The sequence below is a fragment of the Methylobacter tundripaludum SV96 genome (assembly GCF_000190755.2).
GTDB lineage: Bacteria > Pseudomonadota > Gammaproteobacteria > Methylococcales > Methylomonadaceae > Methylobacter_A > Methylobacter_A tundripaludum.
Genome location: NZ_JH109153.1, coordinates 1,169,725 through 1,194,726, shown reverse-complemented (window position 1 = coordinate 1,194,726; position 25,002 = coordinate 1,169,725). Strand labels below are relative to the sequence as shown.

The 25,002-nt window shown below is 49.1% G+C and carries 19 protein-coding genes, 1 tRNA gene and 1 CRISPR repeat array (1 of these 21 only partly in view); of the genes, 10 read left to right on the top strand and 10 right to left on the bottom strand.

The genetic code is table 11. The features are described 5' to 3' along the window. Positions 1-762: direct repeats of the CRISPR family, unit length 29 nt; unit sequence GTGTTCCCCACACCCGTGGGGATGAACCG; it reaches 1,219 nt to the left of the window's first position. A 775-nt stretch (positions 763-1,537) separates the two neighbouring features. Beyond that, on the bottom strand, positions 1,538-2,887 hold the full coding sequence (locus METTU_RS18070; RefSeq protein ID WP_006893358.1) for a TolC family outer membrane protein: 1,350 nt from the start codon (positions 2,885-2,887) through the stop codon (positions 1,538-1,540). Positions 2,888-3,588: 701 nt separating this feature from the next. On the opposite strand from METTU_RS18070, the gene METTU_RS18065 reads away from it, so the two are divergent. From METTU_RS18065 to METTU_RS18050, 4 genes are all read left to right on the top strand, one after another. After that, the gene (locus METTU_RS18065; RefSeq protein ID WP_217182923.1) at positions 3,589-5,319 is read left to right on the top strand and encodes a di-heme-cytochrome C peroxidase; all 1,731 of its coding nucleotides are present in this window, start codon (positions 3,589-3,591) and stop codon (positions 5,317-5,319) included. Positions 5,320-5,461: 142 nt separating this feature from the next. Beyond that, the gene (locus METTU_RS18060; RefSeq protein ID WP_006893356.1) at positions 5,462-6,790 is read left to right on the top strand and encodes a cytochrome P450; all 1,329 of its coding nucleotides are present in this window, start codon (positions 5,462-5,464) and stop codon (positions 6,788-6,790) included. Between the two features lie 146 nt (positions 6,791-6,936). Further along, the gene (locus METTU_RS18055; protein ID WP_006893355.1) at positions 6,937-7,863 is read left to right on the top strand and encodes a zinc dependent phospholipase C family protein; all 927 of its coding nucleotides are present in this window, start codon (positions 6,937-6,939) and stop codon (positions 7,861-7,863) included. A gap of 4 nt (positions 7,864-7,867) precedes the next feature. Continuing rightward, positions 7,868-8,302, top strand: coding sequence for a hypothetical protein (locus METTU_RS18050; protein WP_006893352.1), 435 nt, complete (start codon positions 7,868-7,870; stop codon positions 8,300-8,302). Positions 8,303-8,870: 568 nt separating this feature from the next. Here METTU_RS18050 and METTU_RS18045 read toward each other — a convergent pair. After that, positions 8,871-8,957, bottom strand: a tRNA-Leu gene (locus METTU_RS18045). An 89-nt stretch (positions 8,958-9,046) separates the two neighbouring features. On the opposite strand from METTU_RS18045, the gene queA reads away from it, so the two are divergent. After that, the gene (queA, locus tag METTU_RS18040) at positions 9,047-10,066 is read left to right on the top strand and encodes a tRNA preQ1(34) S-adenosylmethionine ribosyltransferase-isomerase QueA (RefSeq protein ID WP_006893350.1); all 1,020 of its coding nucleotides are present in this window, start codon (positions 9,047-9,049) and stop codon (positions 10,064-10,066) included. A 358-nt stretch (positions 10,067-10,424) separates the two neighbouring features. On the opposite strand, the gene METTU_RS18035 is transcribed toward queA, so the two are convergent. From METTU_RS18035 to METTU_RS18005, 7 genes are all read right to left on the bottom strand, one after another. Further along, entirely contained in the window at positions 10,425-10,832 is a 408-nt protein-coding gene (locus METTU_RS18035) for a ketosteroid isomerase-related protein (protein ID WP_006893348.1), read from the bottom strand. 134 nt (positions 10,833-10,966) lie between these two features. Beyond that, entirely contained in the window at positions 10,967-12,631 is a 1,665-nt protein-coding gene (locus METTU_RS18030) for a glutamine--tRNA ligase/YqeY domain fusion protein (RefSeq protein WP_006893346.1), read from the bottom strand. Between the two features lie 119 nt (positions 12,632-12,750). Continuing rightward, a complete protein-coding gene (locus tag METTU_RS18025; RefSeq protein WP_006893345.1) occupies positions 12,751-13,596 on the bottom strand; it encodes a 23S rRNA (adenine(2030)-N(6))-methyltransferase RlmJ in 846 nt (281 codons plus the stop codon). Between the two features lie 15 nt (positions 13,597-13,611). Beyond that, complete coding sequence (locus METTU_RS18020) at positions 13,612-14,406, bottom strand: RMD1 family protein (protein ID WP_006893343.1); 795 nt, start codon at positions 14,404-14,406, stop codon at positions 13,612-13,614. Between the two features lie 79 nt (positions 14,407-14,485). Next, positions 14,486-14,902, bottom strand: a complete 417-nt coding sequence (locus tag METTU_RS18015) for a hypothetical protein (RefSeq protein WP_006893341.1) — start codon at positions 14,900-14,902, stop codon at positions 14,486-14,488. Positions 14,903-15,031: 129 nt separating this feature from the next. Next, positions 15,032-16,324 (bottom strand): flavohemoglobin expression-modulating QEGLA motif protein, encoded by a 1,293-nt coding sequence (locus tag METTU_RS18010; RefSeq protein WP_006893339.1) that lies wholly within the window; start codon positions 16,322-16,324, stop codon positions 15,032-15,034. Between the two features lie 161 nt (positions 16,325-16,485). Next, a complete protein-coding gene (locus tag METTU_RS18005) occupies positions 16,486-17,727 on the bottom strand; it encodes an ArsB/NhaD family transporter (protein WP_006893337.1) in 1,242 nt (413 codons plus the stop codon). A gap of 232 nt (positions 17,728-17,959) precedes the next feature. Between METTU_RS18005 and mepK the strand changes: the two genes are divergently transcribed. Continuing rightward, on the top strand, positions 17,960-18,616 hold the full coding sequence (gene mepK / locus METTU_RS18000; protein ID WP_254258032.1) for a peptidoglycan L,D-endopeptidase MepK: 657 nt from the start codon (positions 17,960-17,962) through the stop codon (positions 18,614-18,616). Between the two features lie 476 nt (positions 18,617-19,092). Here mepK and METTU_RS17995 read toward each other — a convergent pair whose 3' ends face one another. After that, positions 19,093-20,817: a L,D-transpeptidase family protein gene (locus tag METTU_RS17995; protein WP_006893333.1), complete on the bottom strand. Its 1,725-nt coding sequence runs from the start codon at positions 20,815-20,817 to the stop codon at positions 19,093-19,095. A 241-nt stretch (positions 20,818-21,058) separates the two neighbouring features. Here METTU_RS17995 and METTU_RS17990 point away from each other — a divergent pair, with 241 nt between their 5' ends. From METTU_RS17990 to METTU_RS17975, 4 genes are all read left to right on the top strand, one after another. Continuing rightward, positions 21,059-22,459 carry an MBL fold metallo-hydrolase RNA specificity domain-containing protein gene (locus METTU_RS17990; protein WP_006893332.1) on the top strand — a complete coding sequence of 467 codons (1,401 nt, stop codon included), beginning with the start codon at positions 21,059-21,061 and terminating at the stop codon, positions 22,457-22,459. A gap of 363 nt (positions 22,460-22,822) precedes the next feature. Beyond that, positions 22,823-23,122 (top strand): nucleotidyltransferase domain-containing protein, encoded by a 300-nt coding sequence (locus tag METTU_RS17985; RefSeq protein ID WP_006893331.1) that lies wholly within the window; start codon positions 22,823-22,825, stop codon positions 23,120-23,122. Then, entirely contained in the window at positions 23,119-23,610 is a 492-nt protein-coding gene (locus tag METTU_RS17980; RefSeq protein ID WP_006893330.1) for a hypothetical protein, read from the top strand. Before METTU_RS17985 ends, METTU_RS17980 begins: the two co-directional genes overlap by 4 nt. A 64-nt stretch (positions 23,611-23,674) precedes the next feature. After that, complete coding sequence (locus METTU_RS17975) at positions 23,675-24,625, top strand: DUF808 domain-containing protein (RefSeq protein ID WP_006893329.1); 951 nt, start codon at positions 23,675-23,677, stop codon at positions 24,623-24,625. The last annotated feature ends 377 nt before the right edge of the window (positions 24,626-25,002 follow it).

Genomic DNA, 25,002 nt, shown 5'->3' with positions numbered 1-25,002 from the left:
TGTGTTCCCCACACCCGTGGGGATGAACCGTTTAGTGTTACTAACAGGTTGCCGTTTGCTGAGTGTTCCCCACACCCGTGGGGATGAACCGCAGCCGACCCTTGTGCACCCATTCGCGTAAAGGTGTTCCCCACACCCGTGGGGATGAACCGAGTCCAGACTGAGGCTAATTGTACCGGGTATAGTGTTCCCCACACCCGTGGGGATGAACCGTAATAAAGTTGAGTCGTTGGGCGGTACATGGAGTGTTCCCCACACCCGTGGGGATGAACCGCAAAATAAGGCCGTTTTCAGGCTGTTTAAGCGGTGTTCCCCACACCCGTGGGGATGAACCGGCGACGGCGCATCGTTAGCAATGCACTTATAGGTGTTCCCCACACCCGTGGGGATGAACCGCTCAGCTAAATAGCATGTAAACACCAAGATAAGTGTTCCCCACACCCGTGGGGATGAACCGGCCGCAATAACCTCTTGCGGCTGTTCGCCTTGGTGTTCCCCACACCCGTGGGGATGAACCGCCGGACAGACCAATGACCCGGTATGGGAAAGGGTGTTCCCCACACCCGTGGGGATGAACCGTAACCGACTGGCAGCCATATCTTGCCAAGTGTGTGTTCCCCACACCCGTGGGGATGAACCGTGTCGGCAAAGTCCATGGGCTTCACTTTATATGTGTTCCCCACACCCGTGGGGATGAACCGGCTGATAACGATGCGAAAAACGCTTATTTAAAGTGTTCCCCACACCCGTGGGGATGAACCGCGGATAATGACGCAAAGAACGCTTATTTATGAAAGTGCCGCTATTTTTGCGAAAGCTTGTTTTGGGCATCCCAGCCCAAGCAAGCGGCAAAAATTACGCGGCAGCCAATGCCTCCGGCGGCCCCAGCCGTCCTGCTTCATTCGTTGGATACCCAGCAAGGGGTATCCAACATCATTCTCGCAATGACTCGACGCGATGTCGGAAAGCCTGCATTTTCACTACGCAAAAAGCGCTTCGTGAAAACACATGCGCTATCGCTTCTGCGGACTAAAAATCTTCGCTACGCGGTGCTCCGCTTCCAAGATTTTCAGCGAAGGTGTTCCCCACACCCGTGGGGATGAACCGCACACGCTGAAATATAACCGGCCGACTAAAAACGTGTTCCCCACACCCGTGGGGATGAACCGAATTCGCGGGTGATCGTCGTAGCTGTGGAATAGTGTTCCCCACACCCGTGGGGATGAACCGAAAAAGAAGATGCTAAGGCGCTTGGGGCGAAAGTGTTCCCCACACCCGTGGGGATATGAACCAATTTCAGATTATTTTAGAGTGTGTCCTGTCAGCGCATCCACTTCAGTTACCAAGGCATGCCATGAATTTAGCAATGAGGGGATGGGTTCTTGCTGGATTAAAGCATCGCTTTTAAGCCTCATTTCTTTTTGAGGTTTTTGGATGCAGCGGATTAGCTGTATGGCTATTTTGTACTGTTTACGTTGAGAAAATGAAAAGCATCATCGCAATCTCTCCCGTCCCCCCAGTTATTTCTACAATATTTTTACTCGGGCTGTTTGTTCCCGGCATTCGCCACCAACAACCGGTTAACCTGTTCAAGATCATCTTGGCTAAGGCTGCTGGCCGCTTGTTTTAACTTGAGGCTGTTGATCAGGTAATCATAACGGGTGCGTGCAAAATCCCGTTTTGCCTTGTATAGATTCCTTTGTTCGTTCAGCACATCGACCATGGTTCGGGTGCCTGCGCCAAAGCCTGCTTCGGTCGCTTCCAAGGCGCTGGTCGCGGATGTCACCGTGGCTTTTAGGGCGGTAACGCGGCTGATGTTGGACATGACGCCGCGATAGGCATCTTTCACCTGACGTTTGACCGCCCGCTTTTTCGCGGTCAAATCCTCTTTGGCGGCTTGGTATTCATAGCTGGCTTGACGGGTTCGGGAATTTACCGCGCCGCCTTCAAACAGCGGCACCTCCAGTTGTACGCCGACGCTTTGGGTATCGCCCCGAAAACCAAAGCTGCTGGTGTTGTCGGATGCTCCGTAGGAGGCGACCAAATCCAGGCGGGGCAGGTGGTCGTTGCGTTGCAGGTCTATGGCTTTGCGCGACACTTCGGTCTGGTTAAATGCCGAAATGATGCTGAAGTTATTGAGTTCGGCGGTATCGCTCCATGCCGAAATATCCGCCGGTTCTGGCTTGAGTAAGGGCAGTTGGTCGCCCAGTCCGTTAAGCGAGGCATCGTTTTCGCCGATGATTTCCCTTAACGCTTCTTTTTGATTATCCAGATTATTGGCCGCCTCTATTTCATTGGCGATGGCTTGGTCGAAACCGGCTTGCGCCTCGTTAACATCGGTTATTGCAAGAACGCCCACTTCAAATCGTTGCTGGGCTTGCTCCAGTTGTCGGGCGATAGCCTGCTTTTCTGCCGAGGCAAATTGCAGATTATCCTGGGCATAAAGCACATTGAAATAGGCTTCGGTTGTGTTAACCATCAGGTTTTGCAGTTCGGCCAGATATGCAGCTTCGGCCTGGGCGATTTGATTGTCGGACTGGCTTAATTGTATCCAGTGATCCCAGTGGAACAGGGGCTGAGTTAAGTTGACATTGAAGGTATTGTCCCAGAATTCCTGATTGGGGTCAGGGCCTCGAAAACTACCGGTTTTTTTGTTATGCAGATGATTTTTGCTGCTGGCTCCGGTGGCCGAGATGTTAGGCAAAAATCGCGCAATGCTTTGATCTTTCGATTCGTCGATGGCAGATTGCTTGGCCTGAACCTGCTTTAAAGCAGGTGAGTTTTGTAAAGCAAGCTCATAGGTTTCTGATAAGTTTTGCGCTTGCAGTGGCGAAATCCCCGTTAACAAGCTGACAATAACGACGGATAGTTTTACTTGTGGTTTCATGGGTGAAAATCAATAAATCGTTTAAGTGACGGCTTCAATTAGGCGCTTGATTATCGATTAAAACCACATATTTTACTAACACTTGGCAGTTCTTTGAAAAATCGGTAACTCACTATAACAGCGGCGATTCATTGATGGGAAGGTCAAATCCGGTGTTGGGCATAAAATTCGGGCAATATAAAAAGTCTTACCGGAGGCGGATTTTTACATTGACGCATTTTCTATAGTTGATGCAAACACTCGATCTAATATTCCAGATACGATCTGACTGCGTTTTATACGTAAGCAAAAAGCTTACAACTAAATAATCTTTGGCTTGCATACATCGGTTTTTGTTTGAGCTACATTACCCCGGTTCGTAACGGCATCGGTTTCGACTGGTGGCGTCGTCCGTGTAGCGCGTATTTATAGCGTTTTACTCAAGATGCTTTGCGTACGATGCAATAATGCCGTCCCCTTTTGCGGGTGCGTTAATTCAAGTTTTGAGTGCGGCGGATAAACGCTATTTGTTAAGCCTATAAAAATAAATCGTTTGGCTTACTGATTAGTGTTTCTTTTGGGGTGATTACCTTTTAGACGTATGTTGCAAAACTGGCGGATGGCAGGCGATCAATAATATGTTGTAAATTTTGAGGAAGGGATAAATGAAAAAAATTGAATCTGTATTGAGGATCAGATGCCTTGTGGGCACAGTTCTCACCATGGCTATGCTTGCACCGCTGTCATCGACAGCCGCTACGTCGCCCGTGCTGACCGATCAGGGGAAAAAATGGACTGCTTCCACCCGGGAAAAATTCTATACCCAGGATCAGGGTTCGCGAATCATGCCGTTGAAATGGATCAACGCGTTGAAACAAGCGAACGGAGCCCCTTTCATGGCGGACAGTCTCGGCCGGTACGGTTATCTGCCTAATCCCAAAAGCCCGGAGCCAGGCCTGCCGGTCGGTTTTATCGCTGCCAAGGAGAATGGCGACAAATTCATCGGTATGACTTGCTCCGCCTGTCACACGCGTCAGATCGATGTTTCCGGCATCTCCTACCGGCTCGATGGCGGCCCGGCCATCACCGACATGCAAGGCTTTATGGGGGATCTCGACAAGGCGGTCAATACCGTGTTAACTGACCCCGCTGCCTTTACGGAGTTTGCCCGCGCCGTACTCGGCCCATTTTCGAAGAAACAGGACGAAGAAAGATTGCGCGCCGATGTTGCGACTTGGTTCATTCCCTATGACACGATCGTAAAAGGTTCCTTGCCGACGGAATCCCCTTGGGGCCCGTCTCGACTCGACGCCGTATCAATGATCTTTAACCGGGTGTCGGGGCTTGATATTGGACCTGCTCCAAGTTACATGATTCCAGAGAACATCAAACGTGCCGACGCACCGGCCCGCTATCCGTTTGTCTGGAATGCGTCGATTCAAGATATTACGCAATGGCCCGGCTTTGCTCCAAACGGCAACCGCATACTGGGACTATCCAGAAATATCGGCGAAGTTTTCGGCGTATTCGCGGTTCTCCACCCCAAAAAGGACGATTCGAGATTACTTAAAATCAACTATGTCGAAAACAACTCGGCCAACTTTCATGGCTTGAATAAGCTGGAAAGCTTAATCAAGAAGATCGGTCCGCCAAAATGGCCCTGGAAGCTGGACAAGGCGCTTGCCGCCGAAGGGGAGAAAGTGTTCTACAAGAAAGACCCGGCAGAAAACAATGAAAGTTGCGCCGATTGTCACGGCATCAAGAAAGGCAAAATGCGCTCTTTTACTCACGAAACTTGGGCTACGCCTATCCTGGACGTTGGTACGGACTCCAGAGAAGTAAACCTGCTGGGCTCTCAGGTCAAAACCGGAGTACTTGAAGGTGCAGTGATTTTTCCGGAAAAACCACCGCTCAAAGCTGTCGACTCGGCCTTTTCGGTTTTGGGAACGGTAGTCGGCGGGTCTATTATTCAGCATTATCTTCCGGTCGAACTCAGCAGGAAAGACCAGAAATTGCTAAGTAAAATTGATCGGTTGAAATCGGCGTTTAAAACGGAAATCGATAAGCTCGAAGATATGGACGATTTGAGTAGTTTGGATGACCTTAAGGAAACCTTCCCATTGCAAAAGCCCGCTACCCCCTCGTTTCCTTACGAGTCTCGCGTACTTCAAGGAATTTGGGCAGCGGCGCCATACCTGCATAATGGATCGGTGCAGTCTTTGGCCGAGTTATTGACGCCATCTGAAAAACGGCTTGCAGAGTTCAAGGTCGGCCCGGCGTATGATCCGGATAAAGTCGGACTGGCTGTAGAGCAGACCAAGTTCAATTTCACTCTGAAAACGACGGATTGCAGCGATAGAAACTCCGGTAACAGCCGCTGTGGTCACGATTACGGCACCGGTTTTACCGATATAGAGAAGAAAGCGCTTCTCGAATACCTGAAGAGCCTGTAATTCCCGACAACTGTTGAGTAGCGCGGCGGAGCTTATGCTTCGTCCCGTTATTTATAGGGCACAATATATTTCGTTACGAGTAGTTCCCGATTCCCCCTGTGGGCGGTGACAACCGGAATGACGTATTTAAGAGGAAATGACCATGAGTAACACGACTAATTATTTGGAGCAGTACGATGCGGCGGCCGATGCGGATAAATATCCGCTGGTTCGAGGTTGGATGTACAGCGAACCGTTGCCGTTTTTCAAGGAACTGCGTGAAAAGCGGCCCATACTCGTCACGCCGGAATGTACCTTATTGGCATTATTCGACGATATTACCGATGTACTGAATATGCCCAAGGTATTCACCGTTGAGCTTTATGTGGCGAAGATGGCCGATTACCTGATGGCCCATGACGACGATGCCCTGCATACCCGCGAAAAGTCCATCATGATGGGTTTGCTGAATCGCGACGATTTACCGCAGGTCAGGGCGATGGTCGCCAATATCGGCAAAGAGATACTCGACAAAGCCAATGGGCGGATAGAAGTGGTAAACGATTACTGCCGGATGGCGCCGGCGACCTTGGTGCAGGATTATTTCGGGCTGACCGGTGCAGACCGCAAAGACTTGATCGAATGGTCCTACTGGAATCAGTACAACACCTTTCATAACCAATCTTTCGATCTTCTTCCTGAGGCGTTAGCCAAAAGCGTCTCTGACCATCAAAAAGAAGTCTCGGATAAGTTGGGTAAATACATAGCGGGTTTAATTCTACGCCGCTTGCCGGTAGCCAAGGTAAAGCAAGCATTAAGCACTTTGCTAACGCCTTTGTGCTTATTGAAAAAACTGCTGGGTCAGTCCAGCGAGACGGATAAAAAACTGACCGACGACATCGTCTCCAGAATGCTGCGTTCCACTTACCCGCATGCCGTGGATTTCGACATCAAACGCTTGGGCGTAAATGCAGGCGGCTTGTTGATCGGCGCTATCGAGACCACTTCCCAAGCCGTTTCGCAGGTCATTCAATTTTTGCTGGAGCGGCCTGAGTTGCTTGCCAAGGCGGTCGATGCCGCGAAAATGGATGATCCAAAGGCATTCGATAACATAGTTTGGGAAGCCCTGCGATTTGTGCCTATCGCCCCCTACATGTTCCGTAAAACAGCCAGCGAATATACCGTCGCCAAGGGTACGGCGCATGCAACCACCATTAGTCCGGGAACCATTGTACTTACACTGACCCAGTCCGCGATGTTCGACCCCAAAGCATTTGAATCGCCGGATGAATTCATCGCCGAACGCAACTGGTATCACTACTTCCATTTCGGCTTCGGCAGTCATGAATGCCTCGGTAAATATGTCGGCATGGTATTAATCCCGGAGATGGTTCGCCAAGTGTTGTTAAGGCCCGGTATTAAGGCGGCTGGCAGTATTGATTATAAATTCGGCCCTTTCCCTGAACAATACGACCTTTCCTGGGGTAAGTAGTCGGTGTTATTGAAGCAGCGCGGGATGTCCAAATACGGCGAATCATGTTGGGAAAATGGCTTTTTATAGGCTTGGGTTTAAAGGCAGTGCCGAGTGAGAGGCATGCAATGACCCAACTGGTTATCACATAATAAGGAGAAAATACTATGTCCGGTGGATATACCCATATTACCTTGGCGCAATTGGCCATCGAAAAGGTCCGCAATCGTCGCGAAGGCTTGTTGCATAGCGATGCCAAGCGAGCCTTGGGAAATTGGAAAAAGTTTTGCATCGTCGGGGCGGTAGCCCCCGATTACCCGTATCTCGACGTACTGGACAGTAATTCCAGCGCTTGGGCCGATGCCATGCACAAAGGGCAGGCGGTGGCATTATTGCGCAATGGGGCTGCCAAGATACGCAACATAACGGATGACAATGTGCGCCAAAAATGCATGGCTTGGCTGTTCGGTTTTGCCGCTCACGTCGCTACCGACGGCACCATACATCCGATAGTCAACCTGAAGGTAGGGGTCTACGAGCAACATAAAACCGAACACCGGCGTTGCGAAATGTCTCAGGATGTTTATGCTCATGGTCGACTCAATATGGGGGCGCTTGAGTTCAACAGGCAAATATCAACCAACGTGGACGATAGCTCCGACATGAACGACGATGATCGCATGGATCCAGATGTAGCTCTGCTGTGGCAAGAGCTGTTGACCGGCGTTTATTCAGGTCTTTATTCCAATCTTAAAGCGCCCAAGGTACACGACTGGCATAGGGCCATGCGCCGCATGATGAAGTTAGGTGAAAGCGGCAACGTATTATTCGCTTTTGCCCGCCACGTAGCCGCCAATCAGGGCTTGGTTTATCCGGTGGTTCCCGAACCTCAATATATCTATGGTCTTAATGTTCCAGGTGGAAGCGCTATGGATTTTGAGGAGCTATTCCAAAAAGCTTTAAGCAATATACTGGAGTTGTGGGGTTGGCTGGCGTTGTCGCTGCAAAACCGAAAGTCTCCACTGGACACTCTGGCAAGCTGGAGTTTGGATACGGGTATTGACGAAAACAACCACATGATTTACTGGAGCTGATACCATGAAACACCGCATATTGATTAGTCTTGTCACCGCTTTGCTTGTGGGGGCTTGTGCGGCTCCCACTGTCGCAGCTCCCGACGCCAAAGAGCGGGGGCGTTTGTCCGCCAAAATGGTAAATCTCAGTTCGGCGGTAGATACCTATTTCGCCGATTTAGCCGAGGCGCCCATCGACAGTGATACCTCCATTTTGCAAAACGCAACTCGGCATGATCCCCGCCTGTTGGCCCCTGAATTTGAGCCCTATTTACTGAAAGTGCAGTACCAAAAATCGTACGCAGTGCTGTTGTTGTGCAGTAAAGACGCCAGTCGCGCGATTATGGAAGACGCGGGTTGTTCCGCCCGACTGGATCGCCAGCTAACCCATGCTGCACCTTGCGAATTTACCTTGCTCGTTAAGCAGGGGTGTCAAGTGGAGGGAGCAGATCCGCAGTAGGGTGATGTAAAAAGTTGTTTGCAGGCATTACCTATCCACGCCCGATCACCCTATGTCACCGAAAGTTGACATAGCTTCTCCGTGACGATAAACCATGCGTAGCCCCTTTTTTACGTAACTGGGGCATTCAAGTAAAAATAAACTACTTAGACAAACTCAGTACGAGCGGACCCTTATGTTATTGATCGGTTGCGTTCGTGGCGGGCTTGTAGAACCTCAACGTGATCGATTTTTAATGCTCAAATAAGAAGTCTTGAAAGGGGAGAGAGGGCTAAAAAAGGCGTTTTTTAATTTAAGGCTAAAAGCTTCAGGCAATAACAAAGGGCTTACAAAGCCTTTGTTATTTTTTGCGATGCCCTGTTCTCAATTACCGCGAAATTCTTTAGTCATTGCAGTAAGTAACTTCCACGCAGAAAAAGGTAGTAAATTTTGTACCGGTCGAAAATGACTGTAAATGTTACTGCGCAAGGTGTCGAGTGTTACTGCATTTCGTTGGGCAATAAAAAACCCGCGAAGCCTTGCGACTTGCGGGTTTTTATAGTTCTTTGCACGGCTCTGAACCAATGTTTGGTACCGAGGGCCGGAATCGAACCGGCACTGAGTCACCCCAACCGGATTTTGAATCCGGCGCGTCTACCAGTTCCGCCACCCCGGCAAAGAACGTGCATTATAGGCAACGTTTATCAATAATGCTAGTTTTATTTAAGGTGTATTTGGACGCTTAACCTGATAATATCGCCCGCTATGAAAAAAAGTGATTTTAACTACCAGTTACCCGACGCGTTAATTGCGCAAAAACCCTTGGCAGAACGCGATGCAAGTCGTTTGTTATGTATGGATCGTAATATCGGAGGGATAGTCGATCGGCAATTTACCGATTTCATCGATTTGATCAATGAACGTGATCTGCTGATTTTTAATGACACCAAAGTGATTCCGGCCAGGCTGTTCGGCACAAAACAAAGCGGCGGTAAGGTCGAGATTCTTATCGAGCGCATTCTGGATGAACACCATGCCATTGCTCATGTCAGAGCGAGCAAATCGTCGAAAGCCGGTACCTTGATAGAGTTGGATAAGGGCTATTGCTGTGAAGTGTTGGGCAGGGTGGACGATCTGTTTCAGTTGGAATTTAAGGGCGATAACAGTTTGCTCTCTATATTGGAGCAAATCGGCCATATTCCATTACCGCCTTATATTACCCGTGAAGATGATCAATCCGATTTGACTCGCTATCAGACGGTTTTTGCCAGAGAGGCGGGAGCCGTTGCCGCGCCCACCGCAGGTCTGCATTTCGATCAAGCCATGATGGAAAAGCTTAAAGCCAGAGGTGTGCAAAGCGCTTTTGTGACCTTGCACGTCGGCAGCGGTACTTTTCAGCCGGTCAGGGTGGAAAATTTATCCGAACATTTAATGCACAAGGAATATTTTGTCGTACTGCCGGAGACGGTAGCGGCCGTTCAGCAAGCCAAAGCAAGGGGAGGGCGGGTTATCGCCATAGGCACGACGGCGGTCAGGGCGTTGGAATCGGCGTCCAAAAGCGGCCTGCTTGAAGCCGGTTTTGGTGATACCGATTTGTTTATTACTCCCGGCTATCAATTCAGGTCGGTCGATGCGATGCTGACCAACTTTCATTTGCCCGAGTCTACCTTGCTGATGCTGGTCTCAGCGTTTGCCGGTTACGAGCATATTATGAACGCCTATAGCCATGCTATAGATCAATCTTACCGATTCTTCAGTTACGGCGATGCGATGTTTTTGGGGTAGTTTATAAAGGGCTTGGGCTGAACGGATTGCTGAAAACGCCGGTCCGACCGGTTTGTTATTGTGTTGAAAAATGCTCCGCAATTGGAGAGGTAATCGTTAAACACGCTGTTTCCGCATCATTGACGTCGTGTGCGATAAAGATATTATTTCCTGCCTATGAATATCTGTTGTAGGGCGTGCCGTGCGCGCCTTGGTTTACAAGGCGCGCACGGTACGCCCTACGTTTTCACGGACAATACGCAACATTAGATAATATTTATTTTAGACTCCCCTTATTTCACAATAATGGCTTGGTACGACCTTCCACTTTGGTACATTGCGATCCCTGAGGGAGGAGTCCGCATCTTATTCTGCAGTCCTATTTGCTAACCTGGGCAATCCAGTCTTGCAGGTTGTAATAGTTGGTGATGCGGGCCACTTTGTCGTCACGGATTTCAAAAAAAGCACCGGCAGGCAAGCGGTATTTTTGCCCCTGTGCGGCAGGCAAGCCCTCGTCGGTTTTAATGTACTCACCCAATACCACAAATTCGGCGGCTGCGCGTTTGCCGTCGGCTGTCGCCATGACGACCATGTCGACCAGCTGTTCCTTGTAATTGTTGTTCATGCAAGCCATAAACTGCGTGAATGCTTCTTTGCCGATTTCCCGTTTGCCTTGGTTGATGTCGTGGATAACATCGTCGGTCAGCAGATTAAGAAAAGTATCCATGTCACCGCCGTTGAATGCGGCATAGTATTGTTCTATCAGGTTGATACTGTCTTGGTTCATAGTGAATTCGCGGTTAAGTTTAAAATAAAAAATGTTAGCCGAGTAGGGCGTACACGGCACACCCTACGCTAAGTAACGTGGATAAAACAAGTTAGTCAGCATTGCTTATTTAAAAATAATACTGTCATATTTTATCAATCTTTTTCCCAATTATCCCGCAAGGTCACGGTGCGGTTAAATACCAGTTTGCCGTTAACGCTGTCTATCGCATCAAAGCAAAAATAGCCTGTTCGTTCGAATTGGTAGCGGCTTTCCGGTTGCGGATTAGCCAGACTGGCTTCAACTCTGCAATCGGTCAGGACTTCCAATGACTCGGGGTTTATCGCGTCCAGGAAGTTTTCTTCATTGTCCGGGTTGGGCACGCTGAATAAGCGGTTATACAGGCGCAGTTCCGCCGGTTGCGAGTGCTGTTCGGAAACCCAGTGGATCACGCCTTTGACTTTACGGCCTTCGGGATTTTTTCCCAGCGTGTCGGGGTCGTAGCTGCAACGCAGTTCGGTGATGTTGCCGTCGGCATCCTTGATGATTTCATTGCACTGGATAACATAAGAACCGCGCAAACGGACTTCGCCGCCTGCTACCAAACGCTTGAATTTCGGCGGTGGGATTTCGGCAAAATCATCCCGTTCGATCAATATGACTTTGGAAAACGGCACGATGCGTTTGCCCAGCTCAGGTTTTTGCGGATGATTGCCGACTTCCAGCTGTTCCGTTTGGTCTTCCGGATAATTGTCGATAACCACGCGCAACGGCTGTAAAACCGCCATGGCTCTGGGCGCGTTGTCGTTTAAATCTTCGCGGATACAGTATTCCAGCACCCCCATTTCTATCCATGAGTTTTGTTTGGTCAGGCCGATGCGCTCGCAAAAATCGCGTATCGATTTAGGCGTAAAGCCTGCGCGGCGCAAACCGGCGATGGTCGGCATACGCGGGTCGTCCCAGCCGCCCACGTGTTTTTCGGTAACCAACTGGTTCAGTTTGCGTTTGCTGACGATGGTGTATTCCAGCTGCAAACGGGCAAATTCGATTTGTTGCGGATGGGACGGTGTTTTAACTTGATCCAGCACCCAGTCGTAAAGCGGGCGGTGATCTTCAAACTCCAGCGTACACAGCGAATGGGTGATGCCTTCCAGCGCGTCGGAAATGCAGTGGGTGTAATCATACATCGGGTAGATGCACCAGTCGTTGCCGGTGCGTTGGTGATGCACGCGGCGAATCCGGTACAACGCCGGGTCGCGCATGTTAATGTTGGGCGAGGCCATGTCGATTTTAGCGCGCAGCACATATTGGCCGTCGGCAAATTCGCCGGCGCGCATGCGTTTAAATAAATCGAGATTTTCCGCTATCGGACGGCTACGGTCAGGGCTCTCCTTGCCGGGTTCGGTCAAGGTGCCGCGATATTCCCTGATTTGTTCGGCGGACAAGCTGTCAACATAGGCCTGGCCTTGTTCGATCAGTTGTACGGCGTAGTCGTAAAGCTGCTCGAAATAATCCGACGCATGGTGCAATTCCGACCATTCAAAGCCCAGCCACTGTACATCGCGTTTGATCGCTTCCACATATTCGTCGCTTTCTTTCTCGGGGTTGGTATCGTCAAAACGCAGATTGCAGCGGCCGTTGTTTTCGGCGGCGATGCCGAAATTCAGGCAGATCGATTTGGCGTGACCGATATGCAGATAGCCGTTAGGTTCAGGAGGAAAGCGAGTGACAACTTTACCGTTGTTTTTGTTGTCTTTAAGATCATTGGCAATGATCTGACGGATAAAGTTTGACGCAGGTTGGTTATCGTTTGTGGACATTGTCTATGTTGGATGCGTTATTGAAGAGGATTTGTGTCAAAAGGCGTGATTATACATTGAATGATTGCTGTGGAGCTATTCGGCAACTGCTCCTGCGTTGCTCTACCTCCTGAGTCCATTCAGTCGTCGGAAACCAGCGTCTCTATCCGGTAAAAGCCTTCATTGTTATTACCCAGAACCTCGGCCAGCCAAGGCAAGACCTGTTTCATTTCAGCCGCTAGAGTCCAGGGTGGATTGATCACGATCATGCCGCTGGCGGTCATGCCGTGTTCGTTGCTGTCCGCGCGTATGCCCAGCTCAAATAACTGCACATTGTTGATGCCGCCGGCTTTTATGGCGCGCTCCAGTTTCTGGTTGCGGCTGCGTTCGATGACCGGATACCAGAGGGCGTAAGTGCCTGTAGCGAAGCGTTTGTGCATGGCGACCAGCGTTTCAACAACTTGCTGGTAATCGCTTTTTATTTCATAAGAAGGATCAATCAATACCAGTCCCCTGCGCTCGAACGGTGGCAATAATTTTAAGCAGTCTGTTAAACCGTCAGCATGAAAGACATTGATGCGCTTGTCTTTATTGGCTTCGGCGGTTAATAGCTTTATTTCGGTATTATGCAATTCGAATAAACACAGGCGGTCTTTGTCGCGCAGTAATTGTTTGGTAATTAACGGCGAGCCGGGGTAACGGGTTAATTTGTCCGGGCTGTTAAAGCGTTTGATAAGGCTGACATAGCGGGCAACGCATTCAGGTAAGTCCTTGCGTTGCCACAACTTGGCGATACCGTTTTCAAATTCACGGGTTTTTAAGGCGTATTCACCATCCAGTTCGTATTTTCCGGGGCCTGCGTGGGTATCGATACAGCAGAAAGGCTTGTCTTTTTTTGTTAAGTATTCAAGGTTTTGTATCAGGATGATATGTTTTAAAACATCGGCAAAATTGCCTGCATGAAAGGAGTGTCGGTAGCTGAGCATGGTGGGTTTAATTATTTAGAGTACTTTGTCGAATATCGTCATGCCTATTTCAAAAGCAATCAGCCAGATAATGATCCATTCCAGTATTGTTGAGTGTCTATGTTTTTGCTCATCTGCCAGCATTTCAAATAATTCATGGATGGTTTCCAGCTTTTTTGACAATACGGCAGTTCGTTGAGCTATTTCCAGGTATTTTGCGGTGATCCCGTAAAAGGCTTCATATTCAGGATATTCCCAAAAGAAATCAGGCGTATCCAGCAAATCATAATTCAAAATAATGTCGCTTTTGGTTAAAAACAGCTGTCCGCGGATTTTCGCGATTTTATGACGGCTTAATTTGATTCTTCCGTTTTCAGCCAATGACTTGGGAATGTAGTTGGTATTGTTGATGGTGGTTATGGCATTGGTTTCAAAAGAGGCCAGCTTAATTGATTGCGCCATGCCTTGGGATAACGCAAATATCAGGATAGGGTCCGAAGACTCGATTTCAATATGATCTTCAATAATGCGGGTGCTTGGGCAATCGAGAGTAAAAGTGAAGTGATCTTCCTCCGGGGAGGTCAGCGGATTTTCCGCATGATCCAATAATAACTGATGGAGTTTGGCCTGCTGTTCCGAGCTGACATTCCAATGCACAACAGCGCCATAAGCAAAGACAATCGACCAGGATTGATTGTCCTCAATCAGTAATGCGCCTTTAATAATCCTTATCAGCGTTGAGTCCGAGAGCAGTTTGGCCAAGGCGCTAATATCAAAACTCTGCGCCAGGCAATAAGCTACACAATTTTTAATGGACTGATTCTCAGACATAAAGTGCTCTCAAAAGTTAAGGTTAGTGTAACGGCGAGGTGAGTAAGGCGTGCCATGCGCGCCCCACACAAGCTGACTATTACTCGGAAATCTTTACCAGCCAGCCGTTTTCGCCATTACATCTTGGATTTTTGGCATTAACCTTGATATTGATTCTTGCTGTCGTGTTAACTAAATTGGCGGGTAAGTTACCTTTTACCAGGTAGAAAGACTCTTTATCTTCCGTAGTCACTTCAACGGGGATTGCTTTTACGGTGACTTCAATCTGTTCAGGCTTACTGACATTAAAAGCCAAAAAAGAGAACGTTGATCCGGGAACTACGGTTGCTAAATTGGCGGGCAAAAACTTGGTCAGCTGCGGTTTTAAACAGCCGCTTTCACCACCGCCGCCACCGCTGCTTGCGCCGTGTCCGCTATGATGCTCTGCGGCATTAACTGCACTGACATTAAAGCAAGAAACTATAAAAAAGAGGGCTAGTAGTCTTGGTGTTTTCATCGGATTACCTTTTAATTATTATTTTGTCGTGATCAGTACAAGGCGAGCTTTTGTTATGCGGCTGAAGCAGGAAAGTCGCCAGGCTAAATCGCCTCTACACGGCTAATTATATGCATAAATGACGTTTCATCATAAAACATTGGAATAGTCCTGTTCCAGTTGCCGGAAGTTCATTGACGACATGAAGCGGCTGAAACTCATCCAGGATGAAAGTCCCATCAGGTCTTTAAACTGCGGCGGCAGAAAGCGCGGCGCAATCACCGTGCCTTCTTCAACCAGATCGACCAACACTTTCATATCTTCGATCATGGTTTTGCCGCAAAACAGCAACGGGATACGATCCGGTTTGCCCTTGCTGACAGCCAAGCGCATAAAGTTATAGGTCAGCACAAAGCCTTTGATGTAGGTCAGGTCCTTGGTAAACGGCATGCCGTCGGAGCTGCTGCCCCTGAATACCCGGCTGCTGAGCGTATAACTTTCTTCCTTGTCCAAGCCTTTATCTCTAAAGAAATCGAATATGTCCATGAAGTCCGCGCCTTCTTCGGCCAGCGTGATGGCGCGCACCCGGTTGATCAGGCGCATCAGCCGGTTAGGCGTGGAACTGAAGGTTAAGATTTCCATCAATACCGCCAGTCCTTCCTGGGTAATAGTCGCGGACGGCGGCCCTTTACCGAGAAAAGTGCAGTAAGGCTGGGCCAGACCGTTCAGGGTAGTGCCCAAGTGTACCCATATTTCGTGAACTTCTAGCACGCGCAGATCACGCATGTTGAACAACGCATCGGCGCGTAATTTAATGTAATCGGTACCGGCTGCGGCATCGGCGATGATACCGTCGCTCAACATGGCGCGCAGGCCATCGCCGGGAAATACGGCCTCTATTTTTTCGTTAAGGATTGCGACAGCATCCTTGGCGTTGATGGTTTTGGGCTCTTCGACCAAGAAGTCCAGTTTCAGCAGTTGTGACAGGGTCCCCTCCATCATGCTGCCCAGGTCGGCAATGGTCGGGTCGCCGACATGAAAAACGTCCTGGGATGAGCCGTATAATTCCTGGGAAATATTGGAGAAGGTCGGTTTTCCTCTGGCCTCCAGCATGCGCACTACGTCCAGGTATTCCTTGCAAATCCGGCGCATGATTACGCTGAGCGGGTTGAGCTGGCCGAGTTTACGCATTAAATCGCGCTCAATCTGGAAAAACTCTTGTTTCTTTTCGTTCGGATCAAAGCCTAGCGGGCGATTTTGATAATAATCCGGCGTGACTATCGGCGATTTTTTGCAGTTGCCGTCAAAAAAAGCCTGTTTGATATTATCATCCCATTTGATCGCATCGAGTATGCGGATTGGCTGTTGAGCTTTGACGATCCGATCCGAGAGCGTTTTGACTTCGGTCAGATAAGCGGAGGGTTTAATGGCTTTTTTGCGCATGAGTGTCGTCCGTTAGCGGTGCAGCGTTGTAGGTAAGAAAAAATCATTCACCACGAAGGACACGAAGATCACGAAGTTTTATGTTCTTCGTGGTAAATGAGAAATCTACACTTTTTTATTTTGTTACAAGGCTTTTGGCCGATTATTTACCTTACTAGGGATCAGTCGTACCAGCAGCGAAACCACACCCAGTATATCAATAGATTGGTAAAGCCCAAGGGAATTCCGACACGGGCAAACTCAAAAAAACCGAGGGTAGCTTCATGCTTTTCGGCATGCTGAATAATAATCACATTACTGGCGGCGCCCAAAATCAGCAGATTACCGGCGATAGTGCTGCCGGCCGCCAGGGCCATCAGCGATTCGGGACTCGGATTAGTCAGCATCGGCAGATACAGCGCGACCAGCGGCACATTGGAAATCAACTGACTGAGCGAAGCGCTGAGCAGCATGATAGCCGGAATGGTCGTCAGGTCTATGTGCAATTCATTAACCTGTTGCTGCATGATGCCGGTTTGCCAGACGCTGGACATCAACACAAACATGGCTGCAAAAAACAGCAAGGTTGACCAGTCCAGGCTTTTTAATAAGTGCAAGCGGGCAGAGCTGAACAAGATCGGCGGTAACGCGGCGATAAGGGCGATATGGCTTAATTTAAGCTGCATCGTGCTGTGCATGGCGGACAGAATGATGTTAAGTGTTATTAATCCGATCAATAAAAATAAGGAGGCTTGGGCCAGTTTGGCCAGTTTTTTATCCAATAATTCGACCGGGTTATGGGTAAGCGGCATGGCGGTGATGAATTGCTGCCGATAAGCCAGACGTAAAACCAGGTAAGTGACAGCCAAATTAATCAGCGTAGGAACGGCGAGTGCCTTAAAAAAAGTCAGAAAAGGCGCGGGTAATCCGCCTTGACTGGCGATCAGGAAATTTTGGGGGTTGCCGAGAGGGCTCATCACGCTGCCGATAGTAATGGCGTAAGCCAGAGTCAATAACAGCAGCTTGCTGTTGATGTTGTGTTCCCGAGCCAGGCGCAACACCAGCGGTGTGCCTATAATGGCGAGCGTATCGTTCATCAGCAGCGCAGAACTCAAGGCCGCACCGAACAAAATGCCGCAAACCAGTTGCGGCACGGATGTCATCCGGTTAAATAAATGATAGGCGAGGGCGTACAGGTAGCCGCTGGCGACCAGCGCCTGGCCGACGACAAACATGCCGAATAGAAACAGCATGACATTAAGATCTATGGACTTTAGTGCATCGAGTCCGCTAATCTCGCCGGTAGCCAATACCACCGCTGCGCCGCAGGTCATGGATTGCCAGATCCTGATATTAAAATGGCCGATTTTACGCACGGCGATTAATACAAATACCGCAAACAGAGTCAGTACCGATAGGTTCATTTTGTTCCTGATGATGGGGCGGTTTTAAAAAATATTAATAGTTTCATAATGCTACACACGCAGCACCGGAAAGATATTTATGTATGAAATATTTAAGGATACTTAAGATTAGTTTAAGATTAAATGACGAAAATAGCGCATCTGTATTAACACGTATAATGTATGAGCGCGAGTGCAACCGACCATGAATGAAAGTGACATCATTTCATCACGACGAAAGTTTCTGAAAAATATGGCTTATGGCTCCTTGCTGATGGCTGGAGGAATCGGAGTCGCAAACGCTAAAGTCAAACATATAGCCTCTCACACAGTACTTCCCCCACGCTCGGCTAACCATAAGGCACGTGTTCATGACACGCTGCATCAGCACCACCAGCTGTCCTCCTACAAGCCTTCATCCACGATAGATACCCATAGCCTGTTTGATCGGAACTCGCCTTCACATAAGATGCTGGCTTTCCATAATACCCATACCGGCGACCAGTTAAACCTGACTTATTTTGAGGAAGGTCGTTATATCAAAGACGCGCTTCACGAAATTAATCATTTGTTTCGCGACTACCATGACGGCACAGTCCACCCGATTGATCCGGCATTGTTGGACCAGTTGTATGATTTAAAACATACTCTCGAAGTCAGAAAGCCCTTTCATATCGTCTCCGGTTATCGGTCACCGGCTACCAATGCCGATTTGCGTAAGCACAGCGATGGCGTCGCCAAAAACAGTCTGCACATGGAGGGCAGGGCGATTGATATACGCATTGAGGGTTTAGATACCCGAAGGATTAGAAATGCAGCGCTCGCCATGCAGCGTGGCGGTGTCGGCTATTACGGAAGATCCGATTTTGTGCATTTGGATACCGGTAGCATAAGAACCTGGGCCGGCTAGGCTCTATCCGGAAGACCCGAAAAATAGGATATAAGCTTTCGTATCAACTGAAGGCATAAAACCCGCGAAGTTCAGGAATAAAACTGCGCGTCCTCGTTAATTTCCCCTGCTCCATTTTCGCCAATAGATCCTACCGTTATATAGTGTCGTAAAGCGCTCGCTTTGGGTGTTCTCGGCAACTGCTCCCTGCGTCGCCTACTTTGGGTGCGCTACCTCCTGTATTCATGCAGTCTCGGCACATCGCTTACTGCTCCTCATACCGCTCGTCTGTGCTCCTTAAATCAAACTGTTAGCGTCCCAATTGATGTTTATCAAGTAGATATAGTGCTCCTCCTTCCTTGGGTTGTACCTCCTGCATGGACATGGTGAATGTATCTATCGCACGGCTGCATGGGAGCAGGAGCAATTACCGAGGGGCAAATATCTGTCTGTGCAGTCGTCGGCAATCACCACGTTTCTTGTAACAAATGTTGTGTCTATTTGATTGCCGCTTCCGGCGTCGAATTGGTGCTGATAAAAAGCGCTTGGTCAGACAAGTCATCCGGTTTGCTCAGGGCTCCCAGCAATACCGCATCATGACCATAAATATCCGGGTAAAACTCTAAATTATCATATTGATCAAAAAAAGCCGTGGTATAAAAAAACAACACCGGTATCGGCTTTTTCAATATGACCCGCTGCATTTTTGGCGTGTTCATGGCCAGTTGTATCGTCTCGGCGTTCCAGTTGTCCTGATTTTTAAGTGCAAACTCAGCCAGTTTTTGAGGATTCGCAACCCGTACGCAGCCATGGCTAAAATCTCTCCGCGACTTGCTAAACAAGGCATTTGCCGGCGTATCATGTAAATACACGTCATCCTTATTGGGGAAAATAAATTTCACCTTGCCCAAGGCATTCTTTCCTCCCGGACGCTGCCTGATTCTTAACTTTCCTTCTTTAAGAAGATTCATGGTTTCCTGGTTAAGCGCTGTAGGCTTTTCTCCGTCTCGGAAAACAGACACCATCTCCATATTTTCCTTATCAAGGTAATTGCTGTTTTGAATCAACTTGGGCAATATCTCATTTTTTATGATGCTGTAGGGCACATTCCAGTAAGGCATGAAATCGATAAAGTGCATTTCCGCCATCAACACCGGGGTCTGGGTTTTCAGCGCATTGCCGACAACGACCCGCATATTGACTATATTGGCATCCGGCTGATCAATCGAATCAAATGCCCATAGTTGAAAGGCCGGAATATTAACAATAATTGAGGCGCCGACATTGAGCTCCGGTAACCAGCGCAGCCTTTCCATAGCCAATTCAAGTTGTGTTACTCGGTAGTTTAAAGGTACGTTGAGTGCGGCCACCGAGCCTTTTCCGATATTACCGTCAGCAGTCAATCCATGCCGCTTTTGAAACGCCTTAACGCCGGTAACAATGGCGTCAGTGTATAACGATGATTTTTCAGCGCTGATAACCGTTTTATCGTCAGGCAAGTCGCCTACGGTGGTTAAAAACCGGCGCAGCTCGGCAATTTGCGGATGAGATTCACCGGGGTGTAACGTTTCTTTAACGTCCAGTTTAAAAGGCACCGCGATTGCGGCAAGTTGGCGGTAATTAGCCAATGCCTGTTTTAACTTTTGATATTGTTTGAACTGAGGTTCAAGCGATAGCGGTAATTGAGCCAGATTGTTTTGCGCCAGACTGTCTTTAATTAACAAAGGTAAATCAATCAGCTTTTTTTCTCTTAACTTCAAGTTAAAATTTATGCCCTGCGGATTGACCCGGCCATAATGCAGATCATGCAGAAAGCGTAGTAACGATATACTAAGCGCCGTATCATATAGCGCTAATTCCTTGTAGGAATCCGGCTTGAGCTTTAAGGCAGGTTGTAGCTTTTGCCGTAGCGTTTCAGTATCGTAATTTTTAGGCTTTAATCCGTGAACTGTCGCAGTTGCCAATAGATCAAGAGCATCGGTGATGTTCTTTTCTGCATTAGCATTGCCCAGCCACAGCAACTGGTGGTTCGACATCTTGTAGAGGGACTCAAGATCGTCGGTACGATTGGGAAAATTGGACAGCATCAGGTAAGGATGCTGTTTTGCCGCAATAATGGCGGTAATTTCCTGAGCTATGCCGGGTTCTTGATTGACGGTTTCTTCAGCAAGCAACGCCTGCATGGGGAGGCCCATGAAAAGAAATATTAGCAATCGGGGCATATAGTGTCTTATGGTCTTTTTCAATTTATTTCTTCGCTGAATGTTCGTGATGTTAAGTTTTGCAGTTGGGTTACCACAAACCTCTTTTTAATAAGACAATCAGTCTTTTGGTATGTGTCTCGGTAATAATATGATTTTAACATCAACTACATCGTTCGAGGAAATTTGACAACGGCCAAACGGGCCGTTTATCTATATGGCGACATCATTTACTGAGTTTTACACACTATAAGGCAAGGCAATGACAAATCTCACTTTTTTAGGCGCAACAGGCCAAGTTACCGGTTCCTGTTATTTATTGGAAACCGGCTCCAGCCGCATATTGCTTGATTGCGGGCTATTTCAGGGGTCGAGAGAAACAGAAAAACAAAATGAAGCCGAGTTTCCCTTTGATCCCGCCGGCATTGATGCCGTGGTTTTGTCTCACGCCCATCTCGACCATTGCGGACGCTTGCCCAAACTGGCTAAAGACGGTTTCAAGGGGCCGGTATTTCTGACCGAGGCCAGTTTTCCACTGCTGGAATTGATGCTGATGGATGCCGCTCATCTGCAATTACGAGATACCGAATGGGAAAACAAGCGCCGGGAACGCGCCGGTAAGCCGCTGCTTGAACCTTTATATACCGAGGCGGATGTAAAGATGTTACTGGCGCTACGTCAGCCGATAGCCTATGGCGTGGAAACCAAAATACTGCCCGAGTTAAGTGTTTCATTTCATGAGGCCGGGCATATACTCGGTTCGTCGATCGTGCGATTGCGTATCAACGATAAAGATAAAACCAAAACACTGGTTTTCTCCGGCGATTTGGGTAACCTGAATTCGCCGTTACTGCGTGATCCGACTGTTTTAACCGAAGCCGACGTCTTGTTGCTTGAATCCACTTACGGCGACCGCGACCATAAACCGCTGGGAAACACGCTGGATGAATTGCGCGAAACATTGGCGGAAGCCGCAGAAAGCGGCGGCAACGTCATTATTCCGGCTTTTGCCGTGGGCAGGACCCAGGATCTGATTTACTGGTTGGGTAAAATTCAGCGACAGGGCGGACTGCCGCAGCAACAGATTTACCTGGATAGCCCGATGGCGATCAGCGCCAGCAATATCTACGCTGAAAATACCCATTTATTCAATGTTGATGATCCCGAATTTACCAAAATCGCGCCCGGCGGCTGGCAAGCCTGGTTGCCGGGCTTGATCTATTCACAGACAGCCGAAGAATCAATGGCCGTTAACCGCATTGCCGGCGGCGCGATTATCATTGCCGGGAGCGGCATGTGTAACGGCGGGCGGATTCGCCACCATCTTAAATACAACTTGTGGCGGCGCAATGCGCATATCATCATCGCAGGCTTTCAGGCTGAAGGCACATTAGGCCGGGCTATCGTTGACGGTAAAAAGTCGCATTTGAAAATCCTGGGCGCTGATGTTAATGTCGCGGCCAAAGTGCATACCTTGGGCGCGTTAAGCGCCCATGCCGATCAAAGCCAGTTGTTGCAGTGGGCGGGACATTTTAAAGCACCCAAGCCGAGACTTTACCTGATTCATGGCGAGAAGTCGGCGACTTTATCGTTGCAGACTTGTTTCAAGCGTACCGGCTGGGAGGCGAATATTCCCAAAGTCGGGGAGAGGATTACTATTTAAATGAGGCACAGGTGATTTTTTAATTGCAAAAAGCTTTGCTGATACAATGCCTCATCCATAGGAAAACGCCAGTAAAGGATTCCCAACAAATGAGAACTACCGACGCTGCGAGACAGGAGTCGAGTAGTCCCCAGAAGCGATAGAGCATGTGTTTTCACGAAGCGTGTTTTTGCGTAGTGAAAATGCAGGCTTTCCGAAATCGCGTCGAGTCATTGCGAGAATGATGTTGGATACCCCTTGTTGGGTATCCAACGAAAGAAGCAGGACGGCTGGGGCAGCCGCAGGCATTAGCGGTCGCGTAGCTTTTGCCGCTTGTTGGGCAGGGATGCCCATAAAAGCTTTCGCAAAAATAGCGACTCCCCGGTGCGCCTTAGCGCCCAAAACATCGCCGCCTTACGCGAAGCAATCGGTTCCATTGCACCGGATGCGGCAGCCATACGCTTGTTCGGCTCCCGATTGGATGATGACGCGCGCGGCGGCGATGTCGATTTGATGATTGATTTCGACCATCCTGTTGAACATCCCGCAGCGCTTTCGGCGCGTCTGTCCGTACGGGCCTCGCGTGCGATCGGCGGCAGAAAAGTCGATGTCATGTTACGTGCGCCCAATCTCACGCAAAGCGCCATACACCGAATTGCTCAGGAAGAAGGCATACTCCTATGACCAAGTTCACCCCGCAGCAAGAAAGACTGCTATTTCTTGCCAAAGTCGTCAGGCGCGAGATCAAACATTTACAAAGTACCGATAACCGGTTATTTGCCCAGCCATTGACGGTGACGCTTGTTGCCGAACTGAATAACGACGAAGATTTGGCCGAAAGAGTGGAAGCCTTTATCAGCCGGTTCGGGCGGCTCCAGGACACCTTAGGCGACAAGCTTCTGCCCAATTTGCTGGCGTTCGTTGGCGAACGTACCGCCACGGCAGTCGACAACCTGGACCGTGCCGAACGCCTGGGTTGGATCAAGTCCAGCGATAATTGGCTGGAAACCCGAAAGCTCAGGAGCCAAATGGTGCGTGAATATATCGAAGCCCCGGAGGTGCTCGCCGACGCGATCAACTTAGGACATGAGCGTGTAGCGGATTTGATTTATGCAGCCACTCAGATGTTAACGGAAATCGTGAACCGTATATCAGGCAATACCCTTATTTAATTAAAATGCAGGCAGTAAAAAGCCCGGCATCTCTTCAATCAACCTCTACCCAAAAGAACCCAATATGGCCGGTGCAAGCCTTTTAGCTTTACTTGATGACATAGCCTCGGTCCTTGATGACGTGGCCCTGATGACCAAGGTTGCGGCGAAAAAAACCGCCGGCGTCCTGGGCGACGATCTGGCGCTGAATGCCGAGCAAGTGTCCGGCATTCAGGCTGATCGGGAGCTGCCGGTGGTGTGGGCGGTAGCGAAAGGCTCACTGAAAAACAAATTGATTTTAGTGCCGACGGCGTTGGCGATCAGCTGGATTGCGCCTTGGTTGATTATGCCGCTGCTGATGCTCGGCGGCGCTTATCTGTGTTTTGAGGGCTTTGAAAAACTGGCGCACTCGTTGCTGCATGCGCATGCCGAAGATGAAGCCCGTCATGCCGAACTGGCTGCGGCAGTAGCCAATGCTGGGATCGACCTAGTGGCGTTTGAGCAGGACAAGATCAAGGGGGCCGTTCGTACCGACTTTGTGCTGTCGGCAGAAATTATCGTCATCACGCTGGGCGCAGTAACAACTGCGGCTTTTGCGATCAAAGTGGCGGTGGTTTCCGGCATCGCGCTGATTATGACAATCGGTGTATACGGCTTGGTGGCAGTCATTGTTAAGCTCGATGACGCGGGACTTTACCTGTGCCAACAGCCGGGTGTCGGTCTATGGACAAAAATACAGCATAAAATCGGCCGAGCCTGTCTGCATGGCGCACCTTACTTGATGAAGTTGCTGGCAGTTGTCGGCACTGCGGCGATGTTTATGGTGGGCGGCGGGATTATCACTCACGGCATTCCCGTAGCGCACCACTTCATCGAGTATCTTGCTCAAAGCGCCAGCGCTTTGTCCGGCATCGGCGGCATATTGGAAACACTGACTTCTTCGCTGCTTAATGCTCTGGCGGGTATCGTTTCCGGTGCGCTTGCGTTGGCCGGTGTGACGATAGCGGGGCGTGTTTATGCTCGCTTTAATCATTAGTTAAGTACCTACATGATTTGAAGTAACACGTAATGACAGGATAAATCGCCCCTGGCTTTGTCTATTTAGAGAATTCAATGGATGGAGGAAAAAACAGATTACAACCCTTCTTGTTTATCCGGCTGCTTGCGTCGGGAAATACCTTGTATCGTTCCTGCGCCGGAGCTTGGGAACTCGCGTAAAAGTTGCTGATAGCTGGAGTGCAGGCTTCGCCTGCAAGCGCAAGCAAAGCCTGCACTCCTGTTGCAATATAGGTAACGATGTATCGAGTTAAAAATGCGGTCGAACCATGAAGCGGCTTAATCGAGTATCCTTGACAATGCCTTTAATTCTGGGCACAGTCGAAGGATAAGGACGAACGGTTAAGCCTTAATTAA